Origin of the sequence: Prauserella oleivorans, assembly GCF_042685745.1 — a bacterium.
GTDB lineage: Bacteria > Actinomycetota > Actinomycetes > Mycobacteriales > Pseudonocardiaceae > Prauserella_A > Prauserella_A oleivorans.
Genome location: NZ_JBHUNT010000001.1, coordinates 4,924,916 through 4,946,490 on the forward strand (window position 1 = coordinate 4,924,916; position 21,575 = coordinate 4,946,490).

23 protein-coding genes are annotated in these 21,575 nt (G+C 71.2%); 7 read left to right on the forward strand and 16 right to left on the reverse strand.

Annotation, left to right across the window (positions count from 1 at the left end; genetic code table 11):
• Nucleotides 1–67 precede the first annotated feature (67 nt).
• Both ACFSZT_RS24220 and ACFSZT_RS24225 read left to right on the forward strand, forming a co-directional pair.
• Nucleotides 68–601: a hypothetical protein gene (locus ACFSZT_RS24220; RefSeq protein ID WP_377383580.1), complete on the forward strand. Its 534-nt coding sequence runs from the start codon at nucleotides 68–70 to the stop codon at nucleotides 599–601.
• Nucleotides 601–1,425, forward strand: a complete 825-nt coding sequence (locus tag ACFSZT_RS24225; protein WP_377383577.1) for an MBL fold metallo-hydrolase — start codon at nucleotides 601–603, stop codon at nucleotides 1,423–1,425. The genes ACFSZT_RS24220 and ACFSZT_RS24225 overlap by 1 nt, the downstream gene beginning before the upstream one ends.
• 60 nt (nucleotides 1,426–1,485) lie before the next feature.
• On the opposite strand, the gene ACFSZT_RS24230 is transcribed toward ACFSZT_RS24225, so the two are convergent.
• From ACFSZT_RS24230 to ACFSZT_RS24240, 3 genes are read right to left on the reverse strand one after another with little or no spacing between them, the layout of a single operon-like run.
• Nucleotides 1,486–1,683, reverse strand: coding sequence for a hypothetical protein (locus tag ACFSZT_RS24230; RefSeq protein WP_377383574.1), 198 nt, complete (start codon nucleotides 1,681–1,683; stop codon nucleotides 1,486–1,488).
• A gap of 11 nt (nucleotides 1,684–1,694) precedes the next feature.
• Complete coding sequence (locus ACFSZT_RS24235; RefSeq protein ID WP_377383571.1) at nucleotides 1,695–2,813, reverse strand: fatty acid desaturase family protein; 1,119 nt, start codon at nucleotides 2,811–2,813, stop codon at nucleotides 1,695–1,697.
• Between the two features lie 9 nt (nucleotides 2,814–2,822).
• Nucleotides 2,823–3,896 carry a ferredoxin reductase gene (locus ACFSZT_RS24240; protein WP_377383568.1) on the reverse strand — a complete coding sequence of 358 codons (1,074 nt, stop codon included), beginning with the start codon at nucleotides 3,894–3,896 and terminating at the stop codon, nucleotides 2,823–2,825.
• Nucleotides 3,897–4,003: 107 nt separating this feature from the next.
• Between ACFSZT_RS24240 and ACFSZT_RS24245 the strand changes: the two genes are divergently transcribed.
• Both ACFSZT_RS24245 and ACFSZT_RS24250 read left to right on the forward strand, forming a co-directional pair.
• Nucleotides 4,004–4,639 carry a TetR family transcriptional regulator gene (locus ACFSZT_RS24245; protein WP_377383565.1) on the forward strand — a complete coding sequence of 212 codons (636 nt, stop codon included), beginning with the start codon at nucleotides 4,004–4,006 and terminating at the stop codon, nucleotides 4,637–4,639.
• Nucleotides 4,640–5,628: 989 nt separating this feature from the next.
• Nucleotides 5,629–6,732: an HNH endonuclease signature motif containing protein gene (locus tag ACFSZT_RS24250; protein WP_377383562.1), complete on the forward strand. Its 1,104-nt coding sequence runs from the start codon at nucleotides 5,629–5,631 to the stop codon at nucleotides 6,730–6,732.
• 639 nt (nucleotides 6,733–7,371) lie between these two features.
• Here ACFSZT_RS24250 and ACFSZT_RS24255 read toward each other — a convergent pair.
• The 12 genes from ACFSZT_RS24255 to ACFSZT_RS24310 form a co-directional block, all read right to left on the reverse strand.
• Nucleotides 7,372–9,618 (reverse strand): heavy metal translocating P-type ATPase, encoded by a 2,247-nt coding sequence (locus ACFSZT_RS24255; protein ID WP_377383559.1) that lies wholly within the window; start codon nucleotides 9,616–9,618, stop codon nucleotides 7,372–7,374.
• Nucleotides 9,615–10,487, reverse strand: a complete 873-nt coding sequence (locus ACFSZT_RS24260) for a hypothetical protein (protein WP_377383556.1) — start codon at nucleotides 10,485–10,487, stop codon at nucleotides 9,615–9,617. The genes ACFSZT_RS24255 and ACFSZT_RS24260 overlap by 4 nt, the downstream gene beginning before the upstream one ends.
• 56 nt (nucleotides 10,488–10,543) lie before the next feature.
• The gene (locus tag ACFSZT_RS24265; protein WP_377383554.1) at nucleotides 10,544–10,750 is read right to left on the reverse strand and encodes a heavy-metal-associated domain-containing protein; all 207 of its coding nucleotides are present in this window, start codon (nucleotides 10,748–10,750) and stop codon (nucleotides 10,544–10,546) included.
• 45 nt (nucleotides 10,751–10,795) lie between these two features.
• Entirely contained in the window at nucleotides 10,796–11,077 is a 282-nt protein-coding gene (locus ACFSZT_RS24270) for a metal-sensitive transcriptional regulator (RefSeq protein WP_377383552.1), read from the reverse strand.
• A gap of 154 nt (nucleotides 11,078–11,231) precedes the next feature.
• Entirely contained in the window at nucleotides 11,232–12,311 is a 1,080-nt protein-coding gene (locus tag ACFSZT_RS24275) for an MSMEG_0565 family glycosyltransferase (RefSeq protein WP_377383549.1), read from the reverse strand.
• Nucleotides 12,308–13,132 carry a carbon-nitrogen hydrolase family protein gene (locus ACFSZT_RS24280; RefSeq protein ID WP_377383547.1) on the reverse strand — a complete coding sequence of 275 codons (825 nt, stop codon included), beginning with the start codon at nucleotides 13,130–13,132 and terminating at the stop codon, nucleotides 12,308–12,310. The genes ACFSZT_RS24275 and ACFSZT_RS24280 overlap by 4 nt, the downstream gene beginning before the upstream one ends.
• Nucleotides 13,132–13,965, reverse strand: coding sequence for a carbon-nitrogen hydrolase family protein (locus ACFSZT_RS24285; protein WP_377383544.1), 834 nt, complete (start codon nucleotides 13,963–13,965; stop codon nucleotides 13,132–13,134). Before ACFSZT_RS24285 ends, ACFSZT_RS24280 begins: the two co-directional genes overlap by 1 nt.
• Nucleotides 13,962–15,353 (reverse strand): MSMEG_0567/sll0787 family protein, encoded by a 1,392-nt coding sequence (locus ACFSZT_RS24290; RefSeq protein ID WP_377383542.1) that lies wholly within the window; start codon nucleotides 15,351–15,353, stop codon nucleotides 13,962–13,964. The genes ACFSZT_RS24285 and ACFSZT_RS24290 overlap by 4 nt, the downstream gene beginning before the upstream one ends.
• A complete protein-coding gene (locus tag ACFSZT_RS24295; protein ID WP_377383539.1) occupies nucleotides 15,350–16,423 on the reverse strand; it encodes an MSMEG_0568 family radical SAM protein in 1,074 nt (357 codons plus the stop codon). The genes ACFSZT_RS24290 and ACFSZT_RS24295 overlap by 4 nt, the downstream gene beginning before the upstream one ends.
• Before the next feature lie 69 nt (nucleotides 16,424–16,492).
• The gene (locus tag ACFSZT_RS24300) at nucleotides 16,493–17,005 is read right to left on the reverse strand and encodes an MSMEG_0572/Sll0783 family nitrogen starvation response protein (RefSeq protein ID WP_377383536.1); all 513 of its coding nucleotides are present in this window, start codon (nucleotides 17,003–17,005) and stop codon (nucleotides 16,493–16,495) included.
• 41 nt (nucleotides 17,006–17,046) lie between these two features.
• Nucleotides 17,047–17,874 (reverse strand): amidohydrolase family protein, encoded by an 828-nt coding sequence (locus ACFSZT_RS24305; RefSeq protein ID WP_377383533.1) that lies wholly within the window; start codon nucleotides 17,872–17,874, stop codon nucleotides 17,047–17,049.
• Nucleotides 17,874–19,190: an MSMEG_0569 family flavin-dependent oxidoreductase gene (locus ACFSZT_RS24310; RefSeq protein ID WP_449301419.1), complete on the reverse strand. Its 1,317-nt coding sequence runs from the start codon at nucleotides 19,188–19,190 to the stop codon at nucleotides 17,874–17,876. The genes ACFSZT_RS24305 and ACFSZT_RS24310 overlap by 1 nt, the downstream gene beginning before the upstream one ends.
• Nucleotides 19,191–19,333: 143 nt before the next feature.
• Here ACFSZT_RS24310 and ACFSZT_RS24315 point away from each other — a divergent pair, with 143 nt between their 5' ends.
• Genes ACFSZT_RS24315 through ACFSZT_RS24325 form a run of 3 tightly spaced genes read left to right on the forward strand, consistent with a single transcriptional unit; the run spans nucleotide 19,334 to nucleotide 21,073 of the window.
• A complete protein-coding gene (locus tag ACFSZT_RS24315; protein WP_377383527.1) occupies nucleotides 19,334–19,753 on the forward strand; it encodes an SRPBCC family protein in 420 nt (139 codons plus the stop codon).
• Entirely contained in the window at nucleotides 19,753–20,820 is a 1,068-nt protein-coding gene (locus ACFSZT_RS24320; protein WP_377383524.1) for an NAD-dependent epimerase/dehydratase family protein, read from the forward strand. The genes ACFSZT_RS24315 and ACFSZT_RS24320 overlap by 1 nt, the downstream gene beginning before the upstream one ends.
• Nucleotides 20,821–20,851: 31 nt before the next feature.
• On the forward strand, nucleotides 20,852–21,073 hold the full coding sequence (locus ACFSZT_RS24325) for a Rho termination factor N-terminal domain-containing protein (RefSeq protein WP_377383523.1): 222 nt from the start codon (nucleotides 20,852–20,854) through the stop codon (nucleotides 21,071–21,073).
• A gap of 76 nt (nucleotides 21,074–21,149) precedes the next feature.
• On the opposite strand, the gene ACFSZT_RS24330 is transcribed toward ACFSZT_RS24325, so the two are convergent.
• On the reverse strand, nucleotides 21,150–21,539 hold the full coding sequence (locus tag ACFSZT_RS24330) for a hypothetical protein (RefSeq protein WP_377383520.1): 390 nt from the start codon (nucleotides 21,537–21,539) through the stop codon (nucleotides 21,150–21,152).
• Nucleotides 21,540–21,575: the final 36 nt, after the last annotated feature.

Sequence of the window (21,575 nt, forward strand, 5' to 3'; positions counted from 1 at the left end):
CGCGGACCGGACCACCAGCCTGCGACCGGAGCGGTTGTCCCGGTGCCCTCGCGGGTAACCGAACGCCATGTGGCCACGCGCGATGATGCAGGGTGTGCTCGCCGGGCTGGCGGGTGCCGTGGCGATGACCGCGGTCGAGAAGGCCGAGCAGCGGTTCACCCGGCGCCCTGACTCCCACGTCCCCGCCCGCACGCTGGAACGCCTTCTCGGGCTGCCCGAACGTCCTACCCGCCAGCCGGTGTCGCTCAACCTCGCCATGCACCTCGGCCAGGGCGCGCTGCTGGGCGCGTTGCGCGGGGTGATGGCGACCGCGGGGTTGCGGGGCCCGTGGTCGTCGGCGATGTTCTGGGCCCTCCGGCTGACCAACGACCAGATCTTGGAGAACGCCACCGGCACCGGCGCTCCGCCGTGGACGTGGCCGCGCGACGAACTGGTGGTCGACCTCGCCCACAAGGCCGTCTACGCCGGGGTCACCGGCCTCGTCGCCGACACGCTCGCCGCCCGCCACGGCCCCGGGCCCGGCCAGGTGCACGCGCGGCTCAGGCCGGGCCGGGTGCACGATGTCGGACCGCCGCCCCGCGAGATCTCCCGGAGCCGCTGATGTTTCCGAGCCAGGACTCACTGACGTTCGTCGGTACGGCGACCACACTCGTGCGGCTGGGCCCGTTCAGCCTGCTCACCGACCCCAACTTCCTGCACCGCGGCCAATGGTCGTACTTCGGGCAGGGACTCGCCTCCCGGCGCCGCACCGAGCCCGCCGCCCAGCCGGCCGACCTGCCGCCGCTGGACGCCGTGGTGCTCTCCCACCTGCACGGAGACCACTTCGACCGCATAGCCCGCCGCAAGCTCGCGCCGGACCTGCCGATCGTCACCACGGGCCACGCCGCCAAATGGCTGAGCAAGCGGGGTTTCCGGGAACCGGTCGCGCTGTCCACCTGGTCGCAGCACACCTTGGCCGCCCGCGGCGCCACGCTGACGATCACCGCCGTGCCCGCCCGGCACTCCACCGGCCTGCTGGGCAAGGTGCTGCCGCCGGTGATGGGCAGCGTGTGGGAATACATCGCCGCGCCGGGCGCGCGGCCGCTGCGGATCTACGTCAGCGGCGACACGATCCTGCACGACGAACTGCGCGAGATCGGGGAACGCTTCCCCGAGCTCGATCTCGCCGTGCTGCACCTGGGCGGGACGCGCGTGCTCGGCGCGCTGGTCTCGATGGACGACCGGCAGGGCGGCGCGCTGCTCGAGCTGCTCGATCCGGCACACGCGGTGCCCGTGCACTTCGACGACTACCGCAACTTCACCTCGCCGGTGTCGAACTTCCTCGTCGAGGCGGCGCGGCGGCACCCGGCGACGCGGATCCGGCTGCTGCGGCGTGGCGAGAGCCTGCCGCTCACCGAACTCGCCCGCACCGCCGAGACGCCGTAGAGAGCCGCATGTGGACGGTCGCGGGAGGCTGATGACCGTCCACATCGCACTGGCTCGCGGTCAGGGCGTGGTGTCGTCCTCCTGCGCGCGCTTCGACGCCTCGCGCATCTCGATGAGCTCGGTCAGCCAGTCGCCGGTCTCCTTGGCGATGTCGCGGACCGCGCCCGTCACGATGGTCGCGATGTTGCCGACGTGCGTGGCCGCCGTCTCCGTGAGCACCTGCACAGTGTCCTTGCCGCTTTCGAACCGACCCACCATGTCGCTGATCCCTACGCCGCCTGAAGGTTCCGGTCGCGTTCGAGGGTAGCCGGTGCCGGCGTGGAGTCACCGCTGCCGGGCAGGGCGAACTTGACGATCTTCTTCGCCACCGACCAGAGCTGCTTGCGCAGCGGTCCGGTGTGGTACGGCAGCCCGTACTTCTCGCAGATGGCCCGTACCTCCCCCGCGATCTGCGGGTAGCGGCGCGCGGGAATGTCCGGGAACAGGTGATGCTCGATCTGGTGGGAGAGGTTGCCCGACAGGATGTGGAACAGCTTCCCGCCGGTGATGTTGGCCGAGCCGAGGATCTGCCGCAGGTACCACTGACCCCGGGTCTCGTTCTCGGTCTCCTCCTCGGTGAAGCTCTCGACGTCCGCCGGGAAATGCCCACAGAAGATGATCGAGAACGCCCAGAGGTTGCGCACCAGGTTCGCCGTGGCGTTACCCGCGAGCGTCAGCGGCGCGAGCGGGCCGGTCAGCAGCGGGAACAGAACGTAGTCCTTGCCGATCTGCCGCGAGGCCTTGCGCACGATCCGCCGCCGGACGTCGGCGAACTCGGACCACGTGCGTTCGCCCTTGACCAGGCGGTCGACCTCGAGGTCGTGCAACATCACGCCCCACTGGAACAGCAGGGCCAGCAGCGTCGCGTAGACCGGGTTGCCGAGGTAGTACGGATGCCACTTCTGCGCGGGGTCGATGCGCAGGATGCCGTAGCCGACATCGCGATCCTTGTCGACGATGTTGGTGTAGGTGTGATGGATGTAGTTGTGGGAGTGCCGCCAGTTCTCCGACGGCGCCACGGTGTCCCACTCGAACCGCTGCGAGCTCAGCGCGGGATCACGGGTCCAGTCGTACTGGCCGTGCATCACGTTGTGCCCGATCTCCATGTTGTCGAGGACCTTCGACAACGACAGCGCACCGACGCCCGCGAGCCACGCGGGCGGGAAGAAGCCGGCGAACAGCAGCGCGCGACCGGTGATCTCGAGTCCGCGCTGGGTCTTGATGATGTTCTGGATGTAGTCGACGTCGGCCTGGCCGAGGTCAGCGACGATCCGTTTGCGCAGGTCGTCGAGCTCGCGGCCGAATTCCTCGACCTGCTCGGGGGTCAGTCGGTCCTGTAGTCCGGTCATGGCTGGCTCCTAACAGTCGATCTCGACGTCCCCGACCGGGACGGAGATGCAGAGTTGGATTTCCTCGTCGTCGTCACCGGAGGTCTCGCCCGTCGCTGCGTTGCGCACCGTGCCCTTGGTCTTGAGCTGGGTACACGAGAAGCAGATGCCCATGCGGCAGCCGTGCTCGGGCGTCAGGCCCGCGGCCTCGGCCTGCTCCAGCAGCGGCCTGCCGGTGTTGGCCACCTCCGTGGCGCTGCGGGTGAACCGGATCCGCCCCGTGGCGTCCCCGGCCTCGGTGGCGATGGCGGGCGGCGTGAACTCCTCGGTGAGCAGCCGTTCACTCAATCCGTGCTGGGCGTAGGTGGCGCGCACGGATTCCATGAGAGCGGGCGGCCCGCACAGGTAGGTCCGCGCCTCCCGGAACCACGGCGCCGCATGCTCCAGGTGTTCCTGGCGGAAATGCCCGGCCAGCTCCGCACCCTCGTCCCTGGTGTGCGCGAGGACGATCCGCACACCCCGGCGGCGCCCGAGTTCGACCAGCTCGGCGCCGTACGTCACGTCGGCGGCGCTGCGCGCGTAGTGCAGGAACGCGACCTCGCCGGTGTAGCCCTCGTCGGCGAGCGTGCGCAGCATCGACAGCACCGGCGTGATGCCGCTGCCGCCACTGATGAGCACGATGCGGTGCGGCCGATCCTCGGGGAGCGTGAATGTGCCGTCCGCCGCGGAGAGACCCAGCACCATGCCCGGACGCGCATGGTCGTGCAGGTAGCGGGACACCAGCCCGTTCGGGTCCGCCTTGATGGTGAACTCCAGCTCCCCCGGCCGGTGCTGGGAGCAGGCCGGTGAGTAGCAGCGGGTGCGGCGCACGCCGTCGATGCCCACGGTGACGCGCACGAACTGCCCGGCCGTGAAACCCCGCCACGCCCGGCTGGTCCGCACCGTGAGGGTCACGGTGCAGGCGGTCTGCCTGCGCACCGCGGTGACCTCTCCGCGCAGGTCCCGGCGCACGAGCATCGGGTCGATCAGCTCGAGGTAGCGGTCCATGCCGTGCGGGGTGAGCAGCGACTCCGCCAGCACACCCAGTGCGGCGAGCTTGCCCATCACACCTCCCGGTTCAGTGAACGCTTGTACACTCAATGGTGGGCGGTGTCCGCGAGACCCGCAATGTGAACTGGGCTACACAGAGAACGGACGTAGGCTTGACCGCCATGACGGCTGCATCGGGAACCCGGCACGAGCGCAAGGAGCGCACCCGGCGTGCCCTGCTCGACGCGGCACTGCGGTTGCTCGCCGACCGGGGCTTTGCGGGACTCAGCCTGCGGGAGGTGACCAAGCAGGCGGGCGTGGTGCCCACCGCGTTCTACCGGCATTTCGCGTCGATGGACGACCTCGGCGTCGCGCTCGTCGAGGAGTCGATGCGCACGCTGCGGACCATGATCCGGCAGGCTCGCAGCGCCCCGGACACCTCGACCGGCATGATCCGCACGTCCGTGCGCACCCTGGTGGAGCATGTGCGTGCCCACGAGGATCACTTCTGGTTCCTGGTGCGCGAACGCTACGGCGGTACCGGCGCGGTCCGGCAGACGATCGGCGTCGAGCTCCGGCTGTTGTCCAGCGAGCTCGCCGTCGACCTCGCACGGTTCGACGGCCTGCGAACCTGGACCACCGAGGACCTGCACATGATGGCCGACCTGATCGTGTCGGCCATGCTCGCCACGGTGGTCGACCTGCTGGAGGCGCGGCCGCGCGACCCGGACACCGACGCCCGCATCGTGCGCACGGCGGAGAAGAAGCTCCGGCTCATCCTGCTCGGCGTGCCGAACTGGCGCAGCACGGAGGATTAGGGCCGGGGGTTCGGGGTCGCCGTGTGGGCCGTTCCCGTCGCCGTGTGGGCCGTTCCCGTCGCCGCGTGGGCCGTCCCCGTCGCCGCGTGGGCCGTTCCCGTCGCCGTGTGGGCCGCTCGCGTCGCCCTGGTCGGCTGGCGCGGTAGCTGCCGCACGAGCCGACGGGCCCGGTAGAGGGCTCTGCGAGCGCCGGCCGCCCAGGTTGGCGTGTGCCCCTCCAGTTGCCCTGTCTGTGCTCGCGTAGCCGTGTCTGCCGATTTCGTCGTCGTGTCGGCCGTCCGCGTCGCCGTGTCTGCGCTATGCGTAGCCGTGTCAGCCGTTCCCGTCGCCGTGTCTGCTGCGTCCGTCACCCTGTCGCACGTTCAAGTCACCCGTCGGCCGCTCCGGTCGTCAGGTCCCCCAGCGCGATGTCGGGCAGTCGGCGCAGCTGGTGCTTCTGTCGACTTGTCGGCGGGTCCGGTCGTCGCCAGTTGGTGCTTCGGGTCCCCGTGCCTGCCGGAGCGGTAGCTGCCGCAGGAGTCGACGTGCCCGCTGCAGCCTCGGCGAGCGCCGGCCACCCCGGTTGGCGTGCCGATCGAGTTGCTGCGTCTCCGCTCGCGGAGCCGTGTCGTGCCGTTCCGCAGTTCGCGGAGCCGTGTGGCGCTGTCCGCATCGCCAGCCCGGATTTTGCCTGTGTCCACCGTGCGCATTTTCGTCCGTCGGTGCGTGCATTTCTGCTGGCGGAAATATACCTGTGGCCGCGAGTGGACCATTCGCAGCATTACCCTGACCTTCTTCACATTGGCTGACAGGTCTTGTGGTTGCCGGAGTTGCGTGGGGGTTGGGTTTCAAGCACGCCTTCGGCGCGCCGTGGGAAACTGCCGCTCCACACACCACCTCTCATTGTCTGATCGCTGGCGGCAGTTCCCCACGGAACGGGCATCGTGGTCACGTTCCGTTGTTTTTCGGTTCACTCATATGATTCGGTATTTCCCGGTAGAATCGTGGGCATGGGGGAAAGTTCTCTTGATGACGTCGTTCGACTGGAGCGGGAGATCGCTCGGCTGCAGGCGTCGCAGGTTCGGGCTTTGGCGGAATATTCGGCGTCGCGGGACGATGCTGCCGATGTGGCGTCGGAAGTGGCGCTGGCGTTGGCGATTTCGGAGAATGCGGCGCGAATCAAAATAGGGTTGGCCCGGGATTTGGTGACCCGGCTTCCGGAAACCTTGGGTGCGTTGTCGCGGGGCGAGATCGATCTGTACAAAGCCTCGAAAATCTCGGAACCGACAGCGGTCTTGTCTGATCCGCGGGCGCGCGAGGTGGATGCGCTGGTCTCCGGGCGGTTGGTGGGGCGGGATGCCTCGTCGATTCGGCGAATGGTGAACCGTGCGGTGCAGAAGGTGGATCCGGAGGGTGCCGCGGCGCGGGCGGAGGCGCGGCGGCGGGAACGGCGGGTGGAGTTGCGGCACGGCGACGACGCGATGGCCACGCTGACCGCCGAGCTGCCTGCCGAGGTGGCCTCGGCGGCGTATGCGCGGATCGATCGGTGTGCCCGGGCGCTGCGGAAGGCGGGTGGTGAGCGGACGATGGATCAGCTGCGGGCGGATGTGTTCGCCGATCTCCTGCTCGGTCAGGACTCGGGCGGTGGCTCACCGAAGGCGGAAATCTTCATCCACATCGACCTCGCCTCGCTGGTCGGCCTGTCGACCAACCCGTCCGAGCTCGCGGGGCACGGCCCGCTGCCCGCCTCGATCGCGCGGGCGATCGCGTTCGACCCCAACTCCACCTGGCGACGGATCGTCACCGACCCGCAGACGGGTGCGCCTGTCGATGTCGGCCGCACCCGCTACCGGCCGCCCGCCGTCACCGCCGACCACGTCAAGATCCGCGACCGCGAATGCCGGTTCCCCACCTGCCACCGCCCGGCGCACTACAGCGACCTCGACCACGTCATCCCCCGCCAGCGTTCCGGCGAGACCAACACCGCCAACCTCATCGGGCTGTGCCGACGTCACCACCGCACCAAACACACCCCCGGCTGGCGATTCCACCTCACCGACACCGGCCAACTCCACATCACCACCCCCGCCGGCCACACCTACCGAACGCCGTGACAGCCGCCGACGCTCGGCTCGAAGTGACTCTTATGGATGGACGACCGAGTAGCGCTCATCGGCGACCGTGGCAGGAGCCGCGGAATGCGGGCCCAGTGGCGCTGCGTTCGTGGCCTACCTCCACAGCGGCGCATCGGTCGTACCACGCCCCGGCACGGCGGGCCAGCGGCGGCCGCTGCGGCCGGCCCGGTAGCCTCGCCCGGGGCCAGCCTCGCCCGGGCCGCACCTGCCGGTCCCCGCGGAGGCCCGCGGCGGCCCACTGGGGAAGCCGCCGAACAACCCATAGGCCGCCGCTGCTCACCTGGCGCGCCCAACACCCAGCCCAAGCCCGGATCACCAGGTCATACCGAGGCCACCACCAGCCATCGGTCCCCACGCACTGGCGCCGACCACGCGTGGTGCGCCCAAGTCGTCAAGCGCGCGACCTGCACGGCCCCCCGTGCTCGGGAAGCTCGCGTGTTCGCGCATCACCCTGCCGCCATGGCGCCGAGTCGACCACCGACCCGGCGCCCGCACGGCTCCGATCCCTGCCGGACTGAAGTCACACCGGAACACCGTGACCGCACACCGCCCGATCGACCACCGACTCAGCGCCCGCGGCCACCACGTTCCGACGCTCGACGTACGCGTTCGAACCGCTCACCGGAACGTGCGCAGCCGCAGGCTGTTGCTCACCACGAACACGGAGCTGAACGCCATGGCTGCACCGGCGAGCATGGGGTTGAGCAGCCCCGCCGCGGCCAGGGGCAGCGCCGCCACGTTGTACGCGAACGCCCAGAACAGGTTGCCCTTGATGGTGCGCAACGTGCGCCGCGACAGGCGGATCGCGTCGGCGGCGGCGGTGAGGTCGCCGCGCACGAGCGTCAGGTCGCCCGCCTCGATGGCCACATCGGTTCCGGTGCCCATCGACAGTCCGAGGTCGGCCTGGGCCAGCGCGGCCGCGTCGTTGACACCGTCGCCGACCATCGCGACCACGCGGCCCTGCTCCTGCAGCCGGCGCACAACGTCCACTTTGTCCTTGGGCAGCACCTCGGCGATCACCTCGTCGATGCCGACGTCCGCGGCGACCGACCTGGCGACGGCCTCGTTGTCGCCGGTGAGCAGCACGGGGTGCAGACCGAGCTCGCGCAGGCGGCGCACGGCCTCGGCCGACGTCGGCTTCACCGTGTCGGCCACGACGAGCACCGCGCGGGCCTCACCGTCCCAGCCGACCGCCACCGCCGTGCGACCCTGCCGCTCCGCGTCGGCCTTCACCTCGGCGAGCGCCGCGGGCAGAGGCAGGCTCCACCGCTCGAGCAACGCCTCCCGCCCGGCGACGACGGCGTGTCCGTCGACGATCCCGTGCACGCCGAGACCCTCCACGGCCGCGAACTCCCGCACGGGCGGCAAGCTGCCCACCTTCTCCTCGGCGCCCCGCGCGATGGCCCTCGCGATCGGATGTTCGGATGCGTGCTCGACAGCACCGGCCAGACGAAGCGCGTCGCTCACGTCGACACCGTCGGCGGTGTGCACGTCGACCAGCGCCATCGTTCCCGTCGTGACGGTGCCGGTTTTGTCCAGCACCACGGTGTCGACACGCCGAGTGGACTCCAGCACCTCGGGTCCCTTGATGAGGATGCCGCGCTGCGCACCACGCCCGGTGCCGACGAGTAATGCCGTCGGCGTGGCGAGGCCCAGCGCGCACGGGCAGGCGATGATGAGCACGGCGACCGCGGCGGTGAACGCCGCCGATGCGGAAGCGCCCGCGCCGAGCCAGAACGCCAGCGTGCCCACGGCGAGCGCGATCACGATCGGCACGAACACCGCCGAGATCCGGTCGGCGAGCCGCTGCACGGCTGCCTTGCCGGTCTGGGCGTCCTCGACGAGCTTCGCCATCTGCGCGAGCTGCGTCTGCGACCCGACCCTGGTCGCCCGCACGACGAGCCGGCCGCCGGCGTTGACGGTCGCGCCAACCACCGCGTCCCCCACACCGACCTCGACGGGCACCGACTCGCCCGTCAGCATGCTCTGGTCGACTGCGGAACCGCCCTCCTCGACCACGCCGTCGGTGGCGATCTTCTCGCCGGGGCGCACGACGAACCGATCGCCCACGGCCAGGTGCTCGACGGGAATCCGCGTTTCCCGGCCGCCACGCAGGACGCCGACGTCCTTCGCGCCGAGTTCCAGCAGCGCGCGCAGCGCGGACCCGGCCCGGCGCTTGGCGCGTGCCTCGAAGTACCGGCCCGCGAGGATGAACGTCGTCACGCCCGCTGCGACCTCGAGGTAGATCGTGGCGCTGCCGTCGGTGCGTTCGATGGTCAACTCGAACGGGTGCGTCATGCCCGGTATGCCGGCCTCGCCGAGGAACAGGGCGTAGAGCGACCACAGGTACGCCGCCAGGGTGCCCATCGACACCAGCGTGTCCATCGTCGCCGCGCCGTGCCGGAGGTTGGTCAGCGCCGCACGGTGGAACGGCCACGCCGCCCACACCACCACCGGCGAGGCCAGCACGAGCGAGGCCCACTGCCAGTACTCGAACTGCAGGGGCGGGATCATCGCGAGCGCGATCACCGGCACCGAGAGCACCAGCGAGCCGATCAGCCGCCTGCGCAGCCCGAGGGTCTCGTCGGCGGGCTCGGCCTCGTCGTCCCGCTGCTCGGGCTCCCGGGGGATGCTCGCCCCGTACCCGGCGGCCTCGACCTGCTCGACGAGCCGCTCCGGGGATACCCCCTCGGGGTAGCTCACGCGCGCCTTCTCGGTCGCGTAGTTCACCGTGGCCGTGACGCCGTCGAGCTTGTTCAGCTTGCGCTCGACCCGCATGGCACACGAGGCGCACGTCATCCCGGTGATGGCGAGCTCGATCTCGTGCTCGGTGCTCCGCCGTTCGCTGTGCACGTCGGTGGTCATGCATGTCCTTCCACGGTGAAGCCGGCGGTCCGGACCACGTCGCGGTGCCGGAAGTCGAGGAACAGCCGATAGGTGCCCGCCGAGGGGACCTCGGCATGGAAGGTGATCGCCGGCCCGCCCGCGGAGTCGTCACCGGGGTGGACGTGCAGGTAGGCCAGGTCGCCCGTGCGCAGCGCGACGAGGTGCCCGTCGGCGCCCAGGTAGGGCTGCAGATCGGTGAGCGGGCGGCCGTCCCTGGTGATCGTCAGGGTGAGCTTCGAACTGCGGCCTGCGACGAGGTCGCCGTCGAGGCGGACCGTGTAGCCGTCGACCGTCGCGACGCGGGACGGCTCGTGCGACGCGGGCCGGAACTCCCCGGGCGCGGCGAGGTCGACGCCGAGTGTGGTGGCCTCGCCCCCGGCGGGGACGAAGTCGGCGAATGCCCGGTAGGTACCCGGCATCCCGAGGGTCAGCGGGACCGCCCACGTGCCGTCCGGGCGCAGTTCGGGGTGGAGGTGCTGGAACTCCGCGGTGTCCCGGCGGACCACGATGAGGTGCATGCGCTTCTCGTGCTCGGTCTCGAAGCGGGTGAGCGCGTGCCCGTCGGGGCCGGTGATGCGGAAGGTGAAGGTCTCGGTGGTGCCCGGGGTGAACGTCGTGCGGGTGGGCGTGAACGTGTATCCGCCCCTGGACGACGCGAGTCCCGCGGGCTCCTCGATGTGCTCGGCCTCCGCGACGGTGCCGCCGTGAGGGTCCCCGTGGGCGGCCCGTTCCTGCGCTGGAGCGCCGGCGTCGCCGACGGGGCCGACAGCGCCGCCGAGCACCCACGCGCCACCGGCGACGAGGGCGAGCACCGCACCGTAGGCGCAGAGCTTCGCTGCTGTGTTCATGGTTGGTCACTGACTCCCGGTTCGGGCACGCCGGCGTCGCGCGGGCGACGGCTGGGTCATGCCCTCAGCGTGTATCCGGCTTCCTCGACGGCGGCCCGGACGTCGTCGAGCCCCAGTTCCTTCTGGCTGGCGACGGTGACGGCCCCCGTGGGCAGGTCGACGGTCACGCCCGTGACGCCGTCGAGCGCCTCGACCTCCTCGGTCACCGAGCGCGCGCAGTGCTCGCAGGTCATCCCGCTGACGGTGTAGGTCGTCTCGATCATCGGCACTCCTTCTGGTCGGACAGGCTGGATGGTGGTGCTGAGCGGTCAGGACCGGACGAGCCGGGCGATCGCCTCACTGGCCTCGCGGACCTTCTCCTCGGCGGCCGCACCGCCCTCCGCGATCGCCTCGGCGACACAGTGCTTGAGGTGCTCGTCCATCAGCCCGAGGGATACCGCCTGCAGCGCCTTGGTCGCCGCGGCGATCTGGGTCAGGACGTCGATGCAGTACTCGTCGTTCTCGACCATCCGCTGCAGCCCCCGGATCTGCCCCTCGATGCGGCGTAGCCGCTTGAGGTAAGCCTCCTTGTCACCGGTGTATCCCCGCATGGCTGTTCTCCCTTGTGCTCCGTACCCGCGAGCGTATACCCCCTACCCGTATCGGGCAAACGAAGGGGTCGCGGTCCGCGCGACTCGGGTACCCACATGCCGAAGCCCCCGGCGGGTATGCCGAGGGCTTCGTTCTCCGTGAGGTCCTACGCGATCACACCAGCGAGCGGTACAACCGCAGGTGGGCGTCGGCCGCGGCCCGCCACGTGTAGCGCGCGGCGAGTGCGCGCCCGGCGGCACGGCGCTCCGGATCGTCACCGGTGAGAGCGGCGCGCAGCTCGGCGGCGAAGCCCTCCGGCGTGGAGGAGAACCGGGCCACGTCGCCGAAGACCTCCCGCAGCACGGGCAGTTCCCGCGTCACCAGGGGGACCCCTGCGGCCAGTGCCTCCATCGCCGCGAGGCCGAAGCCCTCCTTGGTGGACGGGAACGCGAACGCCCCGGCGCCGGCCACCAGGGCGGGCAGCTCGTCGTGGGGCACCGGGCCCAGCACCACCGGGTCGGCGCCCAGCTCGGCCGCCCGCTTGTCGAACCGTTCCCGGTAGTCGCGGTAGTCGAACAGGGTCTCGCCACCCGCGATCACCAGCCGCAACTCCGGGTCCGTGTCCCGCAGCCGGGCGTAGGCCTCCAGCAGGTCGAGGGTGCCCTTGCGCGGTTCGATCCCGCCGACCGCGAGCACGTACCGGCCGAGCCGGTCCCGCCAGCGCGCGATCGCCGCGGTGTCGGCGGCCGCGCGGGCGAACCGGTCCGCGTCGACGCCGTTGGGAATCACCGTGGGGCGAATCCCCCAGCCTCGCTCCACCTCCTCGGCCACCGCCGCCGACACGCACACGTGCGCGTACGGCCGCACGATCGCGCGCTCGTGGCAGGCGGCGAGTTCGGGCGTGGTGAACGTGTCGAGGTGGTGCACGGTCCGGACGCACCGCTCGACGGCGTTGGCGCTGATGCAGTCCTGGGCGTGCACGATGTCGTACTCGCCCGGGGTGAAGGCATCCCGCAGCACGGCGATCGACCGCAGGATGCGCGGCCCCACGCCTTCGCCGTCGCGGCCGGGCAACGGCACGATCGACAGCCGCACGCGCGGGTCGACGGGGCGGAAGAACGCCGCGTCGCCGCCGCGGCCCAGGGTCCACACCGTCACGTCCTGCCCGGCCTCGGCGAGCGCCTCGGCCAGCGCAAGCGTGTGCACCACTCCCCCGCGCGGTTTCGTGGAGTAGCTCAGCAGCGCGATCCTCATCGGTAACTCCCCGGCTTGCGTTCGGCGAGGTGGCTCAGCACCCGCCTGGCGGTGGCGATCTCGGACCGGACGTCGACTTCGGCAACGGCGATTCCCGCCTTCGACCACGTGCGCGCGAGGATGTCGCCACCGGGACCGACGACCTTCGCCTGTCCCAGGAAGCGCATGCCGCCCAGCGCGCCGGTCTGGTTGGACGAGGCGAGCACCACCTGGTTCTCCGCGGCGCGTGCCTGGTCGTAGAGGTCGAACAGGCGCGCCTGCCGGTCCTGGGTCATCCGCGGGGCGCGGTTGGTGATGCTGGTGGGCCACGCCGACAGGCACGCCAGGATCTCCGCGCCGTCGAGCGCGAGGCTGCGGGCCGACTCGGGGAACGTCTTGTCGTAGTCGATCAGCATGCCGATCCGCCCGACCGGCGTGTCGAACGCCGAGAACTCCTCCCCCGCGGCGTAGGCCACCGTCTCGCCCGGCGGCTGGTGCACCTTGCGATACCTGCCGAGCACGCCGTCGCCGCTGACACAGGCGGCAGCGTTGTAGCGGACGTCGCCGGCGTCCTCGCAGTAGCCGACGCACACCACCATGTCGCCCGCCAGCTCGCCGATCTTGGTGAGATACGGGCTGTCGGGTGGCAGCGCGGGCGGCAGCGTGTCCGGGTCCGGGTGCCGCAGGTCGGCGAGGTAGCCGCCCAGCGCGGCGTCCGGCAGGACCAGCAGCGCCGCCCCGGAACCGCGGGCGTGCTCGATGAGCGTGCCGATGCGCTGCATGTCGAAGTCGAGGTCGCGGCCGAAGTGCGCCGCCACCGCCGCGATGCGGAGCGTGCCCATCAGCCCGTCCGCAAGGGTCCGTAGGCCTCGGGCCGGCGGTCGCGGAGGTGACCCATCGACCGGCGCGCGGTGGCCAGCAGGTGCGGCACGTCGAGGTCGGCGATCGCCATCCCCTCGGCCACACCGGTGTCCGCGACGACGTCCCCGCCGGGGTCGACGATCTTCGCGCTGGCGACGAACCGCAGGTCCCCGAACGTGCCGGACTGGTTGGCCGAGAGCCACACGATCTGGTTCTCCAGCGCTCGTGCCCGGTCGAACAGGTCGAACCGGCGCTTCCACCGGTCCTCGGCGAGGTCGGGCGCGGCGTTGGTGCGGCTGCCCGGCCATGCCGAGACGCACACGACGATCTCGGCACCGTCCAGCGCCAGCGCCCGCGCCGACTCGGGGAACGCCTTGTCGTAGCAGATGAGCATGCCGAGCCTGCCCACCGGCGTGTCGAACGCCGCGAAGCGATCGCCCGCCCGGTAGGTGCTGTCCTCCGACAGCGGCTGATGCACCTTGCGGTGGTTGCCGAGCACGCCGTCGCCGGTGACGCACACGGCGCTGTTGTAGTAGTGGCCGCCCGCGTCCTCGCAGTAGCCGGCGACCACCACCATGTCGCCGGCGAGTTCGGCCAGCCGCGCGATCTCGGGGCCGTCCTGCCGCAGCGGCGGGGGCCCGTCGGCACCTCCGTCCAAATTGGCCAAGTAGCCGCCGAGCGCCGCCTCCGGCAGCGCGAGCAGTCCGACGCCCTCCGCGCGGGCCTTGCCGATCAGGTCGGCGATCCGGGCGAAGTCGGCCTCCAGGTCGCGGTCGAACGGCGCCGCCGTGACCGCCATCCGCAGTGGACTCACGATGTCCCCAATCCGGTAACCCCCGACTCGATGACTGTGGTGAGCTCCCCGTCCGGCCAGCGCAGCCGGACGCCGGAGCCCTCGACGAGCTCGCCGCACGCCGCGCTCGTCGCCGGCCCCGCCCGCAGCGGCCCGTCGCCCGCGGTGAGCATGGCGAAGCCGGGGAAGCAGGTGAGCCAGTCGCCGACGCTCGCCTGGGCCGGACGGGGCACGGCGGCGACGTCGAGGACGGCGCCGCACCCGCTCGCCTCGGCCAGCATGCCGAGCGTCCCGGCGATGCCGGCCATCGACACGTCCTTGGCCGCGTCCGGTCGCGCCCGCGCCACCGAGGAGAGCATCGCGCGCAGCTCGGGTGTGCGCCGCCGGCTCGTCGAATCCCATTGCCTGCCCGCGTATCCGGGTCGCCAGCCGCCGTCGAGGTCCGCGGTGAGCCACACCCGCCGGCCCGGGCGTCCACCGCCACCGGGGACGGGCACCGCACAGCGGCCGAGCGCGGTCACCGCCAGTGCCGCCGGCACGCCGAGCTGCGTGTGGCCGCCGAGCACGGGCACCCCGTAGGCCTGCGAGGCCCGGCGCACCCCGGCCAGCACGCGGCTGGCGAAGGAGCGATCCCGTGCCCCGAGCGCGTCCAGCAACCCGATCGGGGTGGCGCCCATCGCGGCGAGGTCGTTGACGTTGACGAGCACCGAGCACCAGCCCGACCACTCCGGATCCCGTTCCACCATCGAGGGCAGGATCGCGTCGCACGCGGCGACGACGTCGCTACCCGGAACGGGAACACCGTCGTCGCCGACGAATCCGGGCACGCCGGTCATCCCGTCCAGCAACGGCCCGAGGTCGCTCTTGGTGCCCTGCGCCAGCGCGGCGACGCGGCCGATCGGCCACCGCATGAGCACGTGCGGCCTGCCCGCGACGGTCACCTCGCGGACGCTCTGCCAGCCGATCCTGCTGAACAGACGCTCGTTGCGGGTCTGCACGGTCGCCTCGAACCGCAGCACCCCGGCTCCCTCGGCGTACGCGCACGCGGCCCGGACGAGCGCGGGCCCGACACCGCCCCGGCTCGCGGGGTGGACGACGAGCCTGCCGCCCGCCCACCAGCCGAGGTCGGGGCCGTCGGTCACCGGACCGAGCCGCACGCCGCCGATCACCGTGCCGTCGCGATCGCGGGCCACGAGCACCACGGTGCGCGGGTCCTCGTCCCGCTCGTCGAGGTCGTTCCCGCGGAACAGGCCCTGCTCGTGCACGAACACCGCCGCGCGCAGCGCCCGGTACGCCGCGAGGGCGGCCGCGTCGTCCGCGCGCTCGATGAGGAACGGTGGCCTGCGTGCGAGGCTGGTGGCGTCACCGAGCACCACCAGCACGTCGGCCACCGAGGTCGCGGCGGTCATGCGCCCGCCGCCGGCAACGTGCTGCACGCGCCGCAGGCCGCGCACCCGGCCTCCTGGTCCGCGCCGGTCATGCCGGCCGCCCGCAGCAGCGCCGCGACCTCCTCGGTGATCTGCCGGACCAGCGCGGGAGAGGGCGCGGTGGCCCCGTCACGGCGGGCGAGCGTGCCCGCCATCGGCCGCATCGGCACCACGAACGGGTACACGCCCCGCTCGATGAGCCGCGACGCCCCGGCGACGAGCTCGTCCGGGTCCTCGCCGAGCCCGATGAGCAGGTACGTCGAGACCTTGTTGCGGCCGAACACCCGCACCGCCTCGTCCCACGCCGCCTCGTACTCCGCCAGCGGCACCGTCGACTTGCCCGGCATCCAGCGCCTGCGCACGTCGTCGTCGAGCGCTTCGACGTGGATGCCGATCGAGGTCGCACCCGCCTCGTGCAGGTCGGTGAGCACGCCCAGGTCACCGGGCGGCTCGATCTGCACCTGGATCGGCAGACCCGGCACCGCCTCGAGCACGGCCCGCACGCACCGGACGAGGTGCCGCGCGCCGCGGTCCGGGCCCGCGGTGGTGCCGGTGGTCATCACCATCTGGCGCACCCCGTCGAGCCGGACCGCGGCCTCGGCGACCTCCGCGAGCTGGGCCGGCGTCTTGGCCGCGATCGTCGACCCCGAACGCAACGACTCCTCGATGGTGCAGAACCGGCACCGCTGGTCCTCGGCGTAGCGAATGCAGGTCTGCACCACCGTGGTGGCGAGCACGTCCTTGCCGTGCAGCAACGCGATCTTGCGGTACGGCACACCGTCCTCAGTGGACAGATCGTAGAACTTCGGCCTCGCGACGGGCTCCACGGTGAGGCCGAGGTCCAGTGTTCCACGCACGACCCGGCCGTCGCGCACCGTGTACGGGCTCTCGGGGTTGATCGGCAGCGCCGCGTTGGCGCCGTCGAGCACCAGGTGCCCGTCGTCACTGGGGCCCGCTCCCTTGCTGCGCCGCACGGGCGCATCCAGCCGTACCCCGTGTACGGCGAGGTCCGCCCTGGTCTGCATCGTCGACTCGCCGACAGAGGCGCTCATGGCAACACCGATTCCCTTCCCGACAGCGCCGGCACGATCACGTGGAGGGCCTGAGCAGGCCGGGTTCCGTCACCACATGTAGGTGGAGTTGATGATGGCTCCCTTGCGGGCGTAGTGGATCAGCGCGTCCTGCACATCCAGCGGGTGCGTGGGGATGACGCCCTCGATGAGGTCCTCCTCGCGCAGACCGTGCAGCGAGAGGCCGAACCGGCAGCAGTAGACCTTGCCGCCTTCCTTGATGAACGTCTTGAGCTGATCGTTGATGTTGTGCTCACCGGGGAACGCGGAGTTGCCCGTGGTCGGGAAACCACGCGTGGCCATGCAGTTCATCGAGCCGGGGCCGTAGAAGTAGATCGCCGACTCGAAGCCCTTCCGCAGGGCGCGGGTGGCCTGCAGGATCGCCACGAAGCTCACCGACGACTCGTGCGCGATGCCGTGCACCAGCGTGAAGTAGGACTGGCCGGGCTCGGCCTGGTAGTCGGGGAAGACCTTGGTGCCGCCGTAGATGTTGGAGCCCTCGGGCAGCGAGGGGTGCGGGATCTCGTTGAGGCTCTGCTGCTCGGTCTCGGTCAACTCGGGCACGTCATCTCCTTGGGGTTGTGCGGTGAAAACCACGGGCGGGATTACCCGTAGAGCTTGTCGAAGGTGCCGCGGAACGCCAGCTCCGCGAGCTCGCCGTCCCCGGCCGCGGCGGTGAACCGGGCGTGCTCGCCCACGTGGTCGCCCCACGGCTCGTCGCTGGCGAACAGGATCCGGTCGTGGCCGATGCCCCGCCGGGACACCTCCTCGGCGAGCCAGCGCGGCGCGAAGCCGATGGCCCACGACAGGTCCGTGTAGACCTGCTTGCCCGCCTGGATCCAGTCGAAGAACCGGTGACCGGCGAGCTTGATGTGGCCGCTCATTCCGCCTCCGAAGTGGACCAGGTGCACGGCGACCTCGTCGCCGTACCACTCGACGAGGTTGCCGACCTCGTCGATGTCGGAGGCCGCGCCGGGCGAGGTGTGCACGTGCACCACGAGGCCGTGGGCGCGGGCGACGGCGAAGATCTCGTCCAGCAGCGGGCGGCAGTCCGGATCGGTCGGCCGGCCGCCGAGCAGGAAGCTCAGCTTCAGTGCCCGCACGCCGGGTTCGCCTGCGAGGGCAAAGGCCGCCCGGGTGCGCTCGGCGTCCCGCGGCAGCGGCGACACCCACAGCGCCGCGCGGATGCGGTCGTCCACTGTGGTCGCCTCGACGCAGAGTTCGTTGAACGAGAACGCGATCTCCGGGTCGGGCACGCCGTAGTTGGGGATCACGAGCGCGCGCTCGACACCCTGGGCGTCAAGGTCGGCGACGAGCTCGGCGATGGTCGCCCTGGCACCGGTCGCGGGGGCCACGGACGGGCCGCCGTAGAACGGGAAGCCGGGCAGCACGCCGAGGTGCCGGTGGGCGTCGCAGTGCCACGCGAGCCGCATCACGCCACCGTCCTCGGAACGAGCAGGAACTCGTCGGCCGGGTAGGTGCTCTCCGGCGTACCGGCGATCCAGCGGACGTCCGGTGAGCGGCCGGACGCCGCGAACTCGGCGATCTTCGTCGCCAGGTACGCCGCGTCGTCGGCGACTCCGCCGAACCGGCCCGAGCCCCACGTGTACTGCCAGGGCAGGCCGAGGAAGTACAACCCGGGGCAGCTGGTGACCCCGCGCTCGTGGGCGGGGTAGCCGCGCCCGTCGAACACGGGGATCTGCACCCAGCGGTAGTCGCGGCCGAAGCCGGTGCTCCACACGACCGCCGAGAGCCGGTCGGCGGCGAGCTCGGACTCCCCGTCCGGCGGTTGCCACACCGGTGTGTAACGCGGCTCGGTGGGAGCATCGATGCCGCGGGCGGCGATATAGGAGTCGATGGAGTCCTTGATGCCTTCCGACACCGCGTCGGCGTTGTCGAGGTTGTGCCGCAGGTCGCCGGCAAAGCGCAGCCTGCCGCCGGTGACGCCGGAAAGCCGTCCGTGCAGCCGCATTCCGTCGCGTGCGAACGCGCGGAGGTCGATGTCGCGGCCGCCGTCGCGGCCGGTGACGTAGTGGTTGGCACGCAGGCGCACCGCGTCGGCGTCGGCGAACTCGTCGATGCCGCGCCGGTAGTAGCCCATGTCGTCGAGCCAGTCCACGACGTCGCGGCCGCGGTAGAAGCGGGCGACCCGCGGGGCGCTGCCCACGGCCAGGTGGACCGTACGCCCGGCGAGGAACAAATCCTCGGCGATCTGGCAGCCCGACTGGCCCGTGCCCACGACGAGCACCTCCCCGTCGGGCAGCTGCGCGGGGTTGCGGTACTCGGAGGAATGGATCTGCAGGATGTGCTCGGGCAGCCGTTCGGCCATGCGCGGCACGAGCGGCACCTGGTACGGCCCGGTCGCCAGCACGACCTGCCCGGCCCGGATCTGGCCCTCGGCGGTCTCCACCGTGAAGCCGCCGTGCTCCTGCCGGAGCCGGGTGACCTCGACACCGTCGATCAGCGGGCAGTCGAACGACGCGGCATACCGCTCGAGGTAGTCGACCACCTCGTCCCGGAGCATGAAGCCGTGCGGATCGTCGCCGTCGTAGGGAAAGCCGGGAAGCCGGCACTGCCAGTTGGGCGTGACCAGGCAGAACGAGTCCCACCGGCGCTCGCGCCATTCGTGCCCGGGTCGATCGCGCTCGAGGACGACGTGGTCGATGCCCGCCTCGGTGAGGCAATAGCTCATCGACAATCCGGCCTGGCCGCCACCGATCACGGCTACGGAACGTTGCTGTTGTGCCACACTGGAAGTAGATCCCCGCGGCATTGCCGGACCGTTTCACTCGGAAATACGGTGCGTTACTGCCTGTGCCCCAGTGTTACCGGACGACAGGCTCGCCGTTAACGCGGTCGAATAGGCCCGCTGCACCTGGGTATCTCAGGAGCATGGCCGAGTTCGAACACCAGCGACGTATTTCCGCCGACCCCGCACTCGTCTTCGACGTCGCGAGCGGCACGGACAACCTGAACGCCTGGAGCCCCGAGGGCGTCGACCTCCAGCCGGAGGGCCGCGACACCGTGCACGCCTGGGTGTCGAGTGGAAGCGAGGTGCGCGACGCCACCGGCTTCGTCGACGTCGATCGCGAGCAGCGCAGGCTCACCTGGGGCGGCACCCACGGCGAGAACTACACCGGCTGGCTCCAGCTGGAGCCGGATCCCGCCGGCGGCAGCCTCGCGACCATGCACCTGACCTTCGCGGGCGAACAGCCCGAGGCCGCCGAAGGTGAGCTCGGCGAGGAGGCCGACCGGAGAATCGGCGAGGCACTCGATCGCCTGAACGCGCTCGTGATGGAGCGGAGCTCGTGATGACCACGGGCCTGCGGGTGGTCGTCACCGGCGCGACCGGCAACCTCGGCACGAGCGTCATCGAAGCGCTCGACGAGGACCCGCGGATCGGCTCGATCACCGGCGTCGCGCGCCGGGCGCCGGAGTGGTCGACCCCGAAACTGCACATGGAGACGCTCGACCTCACGCAGGCCGCGGAGGCGGAACTGGACCGCGTGCTCACGGGCGCCGATGTGGTGATCCACCTGGCGTGGGCGTTTCAGCCCACCCGCGACCCCGTCACGACCTGGCGGGTCAACGTGCTCGGCGCCATCCGGGTGTTCGAAGCGGTTGCCCGGTGTGAGGTACCCGCGCTGCTGTACTCGTCGTCGGTCGGCGCGTACTCGCCGGGTCCGAAGGACCGCACCGTCGACGAACACTGGCCGACCCACGGCTGGCCGAGTGCCGCCTACACGCGGGAGAAGTCCTACCTGGAACGGTTCCTGGACGCGTTCGGCCGCTCGAACCCGCAGACGCGGATCGTGCGGATCCGGCCCGCGTTCGTGTTCAAGCGGGAGGCGGCCTCGGAGCAGCGCCGGATCTTCGCGGGTCCCCTGCTGCCCACCGGTCTCATTCGGCCCGGGTTGGTGCCCGTGGTGCCCGACATCCCGGGGCTGCGGGTGCAGGCCGTGCATTCCGCCGATGTCGGCGAGGCGTTCCGGCTCGCCACGCTGAACCCGGTGCGGGGGCCGTTCAACATCGCGGCCGAGCCGGTGGTGGACGCGGCACTGCTCGCGGAGCTGCTCGGCGCCCGCACGGTGCCCGTGCCGCGCTGGGCCGTCCGGCCGGCGCTTGCCGCCGCCTGGCAACTGCGCGCGGTGCCCGCCTCGGCGGAGCTGTTCGACGCGGTCGTGCGGCTTCCGTTGATGGACACCATGCGCGCCAAGACCGATCTCGCGTGGACACCGCGCTACACCGCCGCCGACGCGATCGGCGAGTTCCTCACCGGGCTGCGCGAGCAGAGCGGGATGGCGACGCCACGACTGCGCTCCCGCCGGCCCGGCGGACGGCTCGGCGAGCTGGCGTCCGGCGTGGGCGGCGAAACCTGAGCGGATACCCCCGAACCCCGCAGGAGGAACCATGACCGACGCCGACACTCCACAGGACACGCCGAGCCTGCAGGAAATGAGCATGGCCGAGCTCGGCGACATCGCCTTGCACGAAGGGATTCCCACGGTCCAGCACATGAGCAAGCAGGAGCTCATCGAGGCGATCGAGCAACAGCGCGAGACCAACGACGTGTTGCGGGCGGAAGGCGAGACCCTGCCGCGTAGCGTGCAGCCGCCCGAACCGCAGGTCTGAGAGCGCGAAAGCCGGGCACGGTCGGTGGGCTCGTGCCCGGATTCGCGCAGGGCATTTCTGCGAAGGCAGGCAGGAACTACTGCTTGATGAGGTCGCGGCTCGCCGTCTGAGCCGCCTGCAGTTCGCGGCCGAGCTGGGCGCTCATGCGATGGGCTCGCGCCAGCGCGGCGGCGACCTCGAAGGTCGACTTGGTGAGTTCGTCGTAGGACATGTCCTCGTCGTCGCCGAGCTGTCCTGCCCACAGCTGATGTTCCAGCCACGTACTCAATTCGGGCAGGTACCGGGCCAGGTTCTCGGCCAGCAGCTTCAGCGATCCGAGTACCTCGTGGATCGCGGGGTGGCCGTCCGCGCCGTCCTGCTCCGCCCCTACGGACGTCTGCTCGTACAGCAAGCGGGCGGCTTCCTCGGCGCGGGCGGCCAACACGGTGGGGTTGTTGTCCTCGTCTGGAGTGCCGGGTACGTCCATGACAGGGGTCCTCTGGATGGGGTGGGTGACTCGTAC

Bases quoted from the DNA above. Each gene is read 5' to 3' on its own strand.
- ACFSZT_RS24230 (WP_377383574.1), bottom strand. From the start codon at position 1,683: ATGGTGGGTCGGTTCGAAAGCGGCAAGGACACTGTGCAGGTGCTCACG.
- ACFSZT_RS24315 (WP_377383527.1), top strand. From the start codon at position 19,334: ATGGCCGAGTTCGAACACCAGCGACGTATTTCCGCCGACCCCGCACTC.
- ACFSZT_RS24260 (WP_377383556.1), bottom strand. From the start codon at position 10,487: ATGAACACAGCAGCGAAGCTCTGCGCCTACGGTGCGGTGCTCGCCCTC.
- ACFSZT_RS24250 (WP_377383562.1), top strand. From the start codon at position 5,629: ATGGGGGAAAGTTCTCTTGATGACGTCGTTCGACTGGAGCGGGAGATC.
- ACFSZT_RS24235 (WP_377383571.1), bottom strand. From the start codon at position 2,813: ATGACCGGACTACAGGACCGACTGACCCCCGAGCAGGTCGAGGAATTC.
- ACFSZT_RS24290 (WP_377383542.1), bottom strand. From the start codon at position 15,353: ATGACCGCCGCGACCTCGGTGGCCGACGTGCTGGTGGTGCTCGGTGAC.
- ACFSZT_RS24265 (WP_377383554.1), bottom strand. From the start codon at position 10,750: ATGATCGAGACGACCTACACCGTCAGCGGGATGACCTGCGAGCACTGC.
- ACFSZT_RS24295 (WP_377383539.1), bottom strand. From the start codon at position 16,423: ATGAGCGCCTCTGTCGGCGAGTCGACGATGCAGACCAGGGCGGACCTC.
- ACFSZT_RS24275 (WP_377383549.1), bottom strand. From the start codon at position 12,311: ATGAGGATCGCGCTGCTGAGCTACTCCACGAAACCGCGCGGGGGAGTG.
- ACFSZT_RS24245 (WP_377383565.1), top strand. From the start codon at position 4,004: ATGACGGCTGCATCGGGAACCCGGCACGAGCGCAAGGAGCGCACCCGG.
- ACFSZT_RS24330 (WP_377383520.1), bottom strand. From the start codon at position 21,539: ATGGACGTACCCGGCACTCCAGACGAGGACAACAACCCCACCGTGTTG.
- ACFSZT_RS24305 (WP_377383533.1), bottom strand. From the start codon at position 17,874: ATGCGGCTCGCGTGGCACTGCGACGCCCACCGGCACCTCGGCGTGCTG.
- ACFSZT_RS24225 (WP_377383577.1), top strand. From the start codon at position 601: ATGTTTCCGAGCCAGGACTCACTGACGTTCGTCGGTACGGCGACCACA.
- ACFSZT_RS24255 (WP_377383559.1), bottom strand. From the start codon at position 9,618: ATGACCACCGACGTGCACAGCGAACGGCGGAGCACCGAGCACGAGATC.
- ACFSZT_RS24320 (WP_377383524.1), top strand. From the start codon at position 19,753: ATGACCACGGGCCTGCGGGTGGTCGTCACCGGCGCGACCGGCAACCTC.
- ACFSZT_RS24280 (WP_377383547.1), bottom strand. From the start codon at position 13,132: ATGGGCACGCTCCGCATCGCGGCGGTGGCGGCGCACTTCGGCCGCGAC.
- ACFSZT_RS24220 (WP_377383580.1), top strand. From the start codon at position 68: ATGTGGCCACGCGCGATGATGCAGGGTGTGCTCGCCGGGCTGGCGGGT.
- ACFSZT_RS24270 (WP_377383552.1), bottom strand. From the start codon at position 11,077: ATGCGGGGATACACCGGTGACAAGGAGGCTTACCTCAAGCGGCTACGC.
- ACFSZT_RS24240 (WP_377383568.1), bottom strand. From the start codon at position 3,896: ATGGGCAAGCTCGCCGCACTGGGTGTGCTGGCGGAGTCGCTGCTCACC.
- ACFSZT_RS24325 (WP_377383523.1), top strand. From the start codon at position 20,852: ATGACCGACGCCGACACTCCACAGGACACGCCGAGCCTGCAGGAAATG.